Raw genomic sequence first — 5,672 nt, 5'->3', positions numbered from 1 at the left:
AGGGCCCCACGGCGGGGGCCCTCCGCCCGGGCGCGGGGCGCGCGCCCCGGGGGCCGGGGGGGCCCCGCCCGACCCGGCCGCGGCGGCCCGGCCGGACGGCGCGGCGGCGGGCAGCTCGTGGCCGCGTTGAGGGCGGGGACGAGCTGCGCCTCCTCGTGGTCCAGGTGCGCCTCCAGTTCGCCGACGAGCCGGTCGACCTCGCTCAGCACCGCCGCCGGCTCGGGGGCCGCGTCCTCCGGGGCGTCGAGGCCGACGAGGGCGCGGAGCCGTTCGACGAGGTCGGAGACCACCTCGTGCTCGCGCCGCAGCCGCGTGAGCGGCTCGGCGAGCTCGGGGAACTCCTTCTCCAGCCAGGGGAAGATCATCTGGTCCTCGCCGGTGTGGTGGAACTCCAGGCCGTGGCAGAACGACAGGCAGTTGACCCGCAGTTGCAGCACCAGCCCCCGGGCCGGCGTTCCGGCGGCGGCCGCCCGCGCGACCTCGGCGCGGAGCAGGGCGAGTTCCTGGCGGAAGGCGCGGTGGATGGTGACCAGCGCGTCGCCCATGGGCCCGGCCGGCGGGCCCTCGTCCACGGGTGCCAGCGCGACGACCGGGACCGGGTCCGCTGCCGCGGCGCGGGCGGCGCGCAGCTCCGGGTCGGCCTCGGCGGCGCGGGCGAGGAGCCGGTCGCGCTCCGCCCCGCCGACGATCTCCACCGCGGCCCGGAACGACCAGTTGCCCGCCTCGATGCCGACCTGCTCGTGGCCGTCCAGCTCCGTGTACCAGGCGGGCGGTGCGCCGTCGGCGGCGGGCGGGGCGAAGACCAGCAGCCGCGGCTCGGCGTCCGGCGCGTAGTCGGGCACGCAGACGAGCGGGGTGGTGCGGGCGGCGGTGCCGCCGGTGGCGCCGGTGGTGAGCAGCAGCAGGCGGCGGTCGGCGTAACGGCCGCCGACCAGGCCGGAGTTGGCGCGGAACTCCGCGATGACCTGTTCGGTGTCGCGTTCCTGTACGTGGTTCATGGTCTCCAGTTCGGGATCTTCGGATCTTTTCGGGCAGCAAGGCGCGCATGCCTGCACAGGCAGGCAGCGCGTACGAAGTCGTGGAACGCGGACAGCGCGACGGGTCCCGGCGGCCCGGGCGGTCCCGGCGGACCGGGCGCGGCTGGAGAACAGCGCAGCGGCATGCCCCGGCGGGACACGGGGCCGCCGGACGCGGGGAGGGGCGCGTCCGCGAACGTCAGCGGATCAGCGGATCAGGCGGTCCTCATGGCGCAGGCCATCACGATCATCCCCTTCAGGTCGAGTGCCACCCGTCCGCCGACCCGGCGGCGGCCATGGGGCACCCGATCACTCTAAAACGTCCCGGCCCGGCTGTCAGCCCTCGACGTGCGCCGCGGCCAGCGCGCCCGGCACCGGCCGCCGTCCCCGGCCGGAGCGGCACCTGACGGCGGCAACCCGCCTGGCGTAGCCTCGTGAGCCGCCGCGGGGACGGCAGTTGACCGCGGTGCACCAGGGGACAGAGGGACGGGGGGATGCGGATGTTCGGGATCATCCGGCCGTGCCGGTGCCGGCTGCCGAAGGGGCTCGCCAAGGAGTGGCTGGGGCACCTGTGCGGGCTGTGTCTGGCGCTGCGCGGCACGGGCGGCCAGGTCGCGCGCGCGGCCACCAACCACGACGGGCTGCTGATATCGGTGCTGTACGACGCCCAGGCGGCCCCCGCCGAGGGCAGGAGCGGCGGCGGCTGGCGCACCGCCGGGCCCTGTCCGCTACGCCGGATGCGCCGGGCGGAGGTGGCGCAGGGCGACGGGGCGCGGGGCGGGGCCGGGCTGGGGTTCGACACCGCGGTGCTCGTCGCCGCGGTGGAGCGGCAGCGGGAGGTGGAGGCGCTGGCCGGGCCGGGCACGCCGGTGCTGACGGTGACCGAGCCCACGGAGCTGGCGACGGCGGCGGCGTTCGCCCACACCGCGCGGCTGGCGGGCCGGCCCGGCAACGCGGAGGCGCTGGCCGAGGCCGGGCGGCTGTTCGGCCGGATCGCGCACCTGCTGGACGCCGTGCAGGACGCCGAGGAGGACCGCCGTACGGGGGCGTGGAACCCGATCACGGCGACGGACACGCCGCCCGCCCGGGTGCGGCAGCTGTGCGAGGACGCGACGCGCGGCGTCGCGCTCGCCCTGGCGGACGCGGAGTTCACCGACGACCGGCTGGTCCGCGCGCTGCTGGTCGGCGAGTTGGAGCGGGCGGTGCGCCGCACCTTCGCCCTGGCCGGCGGCGGGTACGGCCCGCCGCCGGAGTTCGGCGTACCGCTGGGGCAGGACGGCGCAGCGCAGGAGGAGCACCAGCGGAGCAGCTGGTGCGACTGCGGGGGCTGCGGTGATCTCTCCAACTGCTGCAGCAACTGCAACTGCAACTGCTGCGGCAGCGACGGCGACGGCGACGACGGCGGTTGCTGCGACTGCGACTGCGGCTGCTGCGACTGCAACTGCTGAGCCCTGCCCGGCGCCGCCCGGCCTAGCGTTCCGCCCGCGTGAGCCCCCGTACCGCCGGGAGCGCGAGCAGCAGCACGCACGTCACCACCGCCATCGCCGAGGACACGAACAGCAGCGGCACGGTCCCCGCCACCCCCGCCAGCGGCCCCGCCGCCGCCTGGCCGACCGGCTTCATCACCAGCGAGCCGGCCGCGTCGTACGCGTGCACCCGCCCCAGCACCTCCTGCGGGACGTGCGTCTGCACGCTGGTGTGGAACATGACGATCCAGAACGCCCCGCCGACACCGCTGATCCCGTAGCACACGGCGACCAGCGGCGCGGCGAGCCCGAGGGCGACGCCCAGCGGCATCAGCGCCCACACTGTCATCGACAGCGCGCCGGCGCGCAACGGGTAGCGCGGGCGCAGGCGGATCGCGACCAGCCCGCCCAGCACGCTACCCGCCCCGAAGGCGGACATGACCAGGCCGAACGTCGAGGAGCCGTAGTCGGTGACGAGCGTGCTGTTGCCGAGGGTCGTGGCGGGTCCGGCGCCGGCGAGCTGCCAGAGCATGAAGACGACGATGACGCTCCACAGCCAGGTGCGGGCCGTGAACTCCCGCCAGCCCTCGACGAGGTCGGCCCGGAACGACGGCGCCCCGTCGCGTTCGGGGCCCGGCCCCATGGGGACCGCGCGCAGCAGAAGCAGGCAGACGCCGCTCACCCCGTACGTCAGGGCGTCGAGGGCGACGACGGCGGCCGGTGAGGAGACGGCCAGCAGCAGGCCGGCGAGCGACGGGCCGAGCACGAGGGTGACGGACTCGGAGACGCGCAGGGTGGCGTTGGCCTTCTGCACGTCCCGGGCGACGCGCGGCGTGACGCTGGCGACGCCGGGCTGGAAGACCGCGCTGCCCGCCCCGACCAGGGCGAGCAGCGCGAGGATCTGCCAGAGCGCCGGCGTGCCCAGCAGGAACAGCAGCGCGAGCACCAGCTGGAAGACCAGCCGCGCGGCGTCCGAGACGACCATGAGCAGCCGGGCGCCGAAGCGGTCGGAGAGCACGCCGCCGAAGATGATCAGTGCGGCGAACGGCGCGACGAGCGCGGCGAGCGCGTAGCCCACGCCGCTCGCGCCGTATCCCGCGTGCAGCACGGCGGCGGTGATGGCGACGGGGAGCATGGCGTCGCCGAGCAGGGAGGTGGTGCGGGCGGTGAAGAAGAACCGGAAGTCGGCCGTCCACAGCGGCGCGGCGGGGGACTTGCCGGCGTACGGGTCACGGGTCGTCTCCGCGCCAGCCACCGCCCACCGCCCCAGGTACGCCGTCGATCCGGACCAGGGCGCCACTGTGGCGCCCGGGCGGGCAGGGGGTCAACGGAATATGTGCGGCCCGCGCCCCGCGGCCGGGCCCGGGGCCGGGGCCCCGCGGCCGGGCCCGGGGCCGGCCCCGGCGGCATGGGGGTACCGCCGGGGCGTGCGCGGTGCGGGTCAGCCGAAGGCGCGTACGGCCTGGTAGTAGACCCAGGCCGTGCTGTTGCAGGCGCTCTTGGTGGCGCCCGAGTAGCGGTTGCACACGCGCTTGAGGTCCTCGTAGAAGGCGCTGTCGAGGCGGGACTTGTGGGCGGAGAAGGCGCCCATCTCCTTGTAGTTGCGGTAGCCGAAGTCGTGGCGCTGGCAGGACTTCTGGAAGGGGAAGCCGAAGGGGTTGTCCGGGGAGCTGCTGCAGTAGTCGGTCGACCAGTTGAACCCGTACGCCGACCAGGCGCCGCGGTTCGCCTCGGCCGACGCCCAGGAGTTGTAGCTCGACGCGCTGGTCTGGGTGAAGCTCGACAGCACCTGGGCCTTGTCGGCGGGGGCGGCTTCTGCGGTCGTGGCGGTTGCCAGGAGGGCGGCCGCGGTGACGCCGGCGGCGACCAGGCCCTTCGTTGCGGTGGGGCGCATGGGACTCCTCGGGTAGGTGCGCCGGATCGCGGCGCACGGCCTGGGGGGAGGTGCGCCAACTGCGGCGGGAGACCGCGCAGTCGGTCGTGCCGGCGCTCAGACTATGCGCGTAGAATGACCCTGGGAAGTCATGCTCCTGACAGATTCATGAAGACGGGGTACGTCCCCGGCCCGCGCAACCGCCGCGCAACCGGGCCCCGTTGACAGGATCCCGGGGAGAGGCTTATCAGGCCTCGGCGCCCGACGCGCCGCCGGCCTTCGCCCCCGAGGCGCCGCCCGCGCCCCCGGCGTCCGCCGCGTTCCCCGCGCCCTCGGCGTCCCCGGCGTCCCCCGCGCCCCCGGCGTCCCGGCGGCGCAGATACAGCGCCGTGCCCAGCGACCCCACCGCCAGCGCCACGATCGCCCACTCCGGCGCCGCGCCCACCCGCGTCGCCAGCGTCTCGTCGGTGCGCAGCGGCACCTCCGCGGTCAGCACCTCGCGGCGCCACGGGCCCGTCTCGTCGACCGTCTCGCCGTCCGGCGTGACGATCGCGCTGATGCCGGTGGTGGAGGCGACCAGCGTCGAGCGGTCGTGCTCGACCGCCCGCAGCCGGGACATCGCGAGCTGCTGCTCGGGCTCGCCGAGGTTGCCGTCGCGCATGTAGGTGGCGTTGTTGGTGGGGACGGCCAGCAGGTTGGCGCCGGTACGTACCTGGTCGCGGACCTGGCCGTCGTACGCGACCTCGTAGCAGATGGACTCCGCCAGGCGCACGTCCCCGGCGTCCAGGCGCACCGCCTCGTCGCCGGGCTCGAAGTCGCGCGGGATCAGCTGGAGGTCGCCGAAGCCGCCGAGCAGCGAGCGCATCGGGATGTACTCGCCGAAGGGCACGAGCTGCCGCTTCGCGTAGTACGGGCCGGGGCCGCTGCCGGGGAGCCAGAGGAGCCCGGCGTTGCGGATGCGGTCGCCGGGGGCGTCGAGGATGGCGCCGACGACGACGGGGGCACCGAGGTCGTCGACGACGGCGGAGATCTGGGCGCTGAGGTACGGGTCGTTGCGCGGGTCGCGGTCGGTGGCGTTCTCCGGCCAGAGCACCAGGTCGGGCCGCTCCGCCCGGCCCGCGTCGATGTCCTCGACCAGCTCGCGGGTGGCGGCGATGTGGTTCTCGGCGACCATCTCGACCCGGGCCTGCTCCTCCAGGCTGCGGGCCCGCGGCACGTTGCCCTGCACCACGGCCACGTGCGCCCGCTCGTCGCCGGGCCCGCCGGCGCTCGGCACCAGCAGCGTGCCGCCCGCGCCCAGCGCCACCGCCGCGGCGC

General features: G+C 75.8%; 5 protein-coding genes. 1 reads left to right on the top strand and 4 read right to left on the bottom strand.

Going from position 1 to position 5,672, the window contains the following annotated elements:
- Positions 1–998: hemerythrin domain-containing protein (locus ABD317_RS32900; protein ID WP_344294863.1), on the bottom strand; the 998-nt coding region annotated here is incomplete at its 3' end.
- Between the two features lie 518 nt (positions 999–1,516).
- On the opposite strand from ABD317_RS32900, the gene ABD317_RS32895 reads away from it, so the two are divergent.
- The gene (locus tag ABD317_RS32895) at positions 1,517–2,464 is read left to right on the top strand and encodes a hypothetical protein (protein ID WP_344294865.1); all 948 of its coding nucleotides are present in this window, start codon (positions 1,517–1,519) and stop codon (positions 2,462–2,464) included.
- Positions 2,465–2,486: 22 nt separating this feature from the next.
- On the opposite strand, the gene ABD317_RS32890 is transcribed toward ABD317_RS32895, so the two are convergent.
- From ABD317_RS32890 to lnt, 3 genes are all read right to left on the bottom strand, one after another.
- Positions 2,487–3,737 (bottom strand): MFS transporter, encoded by a 1,251-nt coding sequence (locus ABD317_RS32890; protein WP_027752734.1) that lies wholly within the window; start codon positions 3,735–3,737, stop codon positions 2,487–2,489.
- Positions 3,738–3,923: 186 nt separating this feature from the next.
- Positions 3,924–4,376 carry a phospholipase A2 gene (locus tag ABD317_RS32885; RefSeq protein ID WP_027752735.1) on the bottom strand — a complete coding sequence of 151 codons (453 nt, stop codon included), beginning with the start codon at positions 4,374–4,376 and terminating at the stop codon, positions 3,924–3,926.
- A gap of 226 nt (positions 4,377–4,602) precedes the next feature.
- On the bottom strand, positions 4,603–5,672 hold a 1,070-nt coding region (gene lnt, locus ABD317_RS32880; RefSeq protein ID WP_344294860.1), incomplete at its 5' end, for an apolipoprotein N-acyltransferase.

Origin of the sequence: Streptomyces synnematoformans (assembly GCF_039531005.1) — a bacterium.
GTDB classification, from domain to species: Bacteria; Actinomycetota; Actinomycetes; order Streptomycetales; family Streptomycetaceae; genus Streptomyces; species Streptomyces synnematoformans.
Note: the sequence above shows the minus strand (reverse complement) of the source record. Positions and strands in the feature narration are given on the sequence as shown.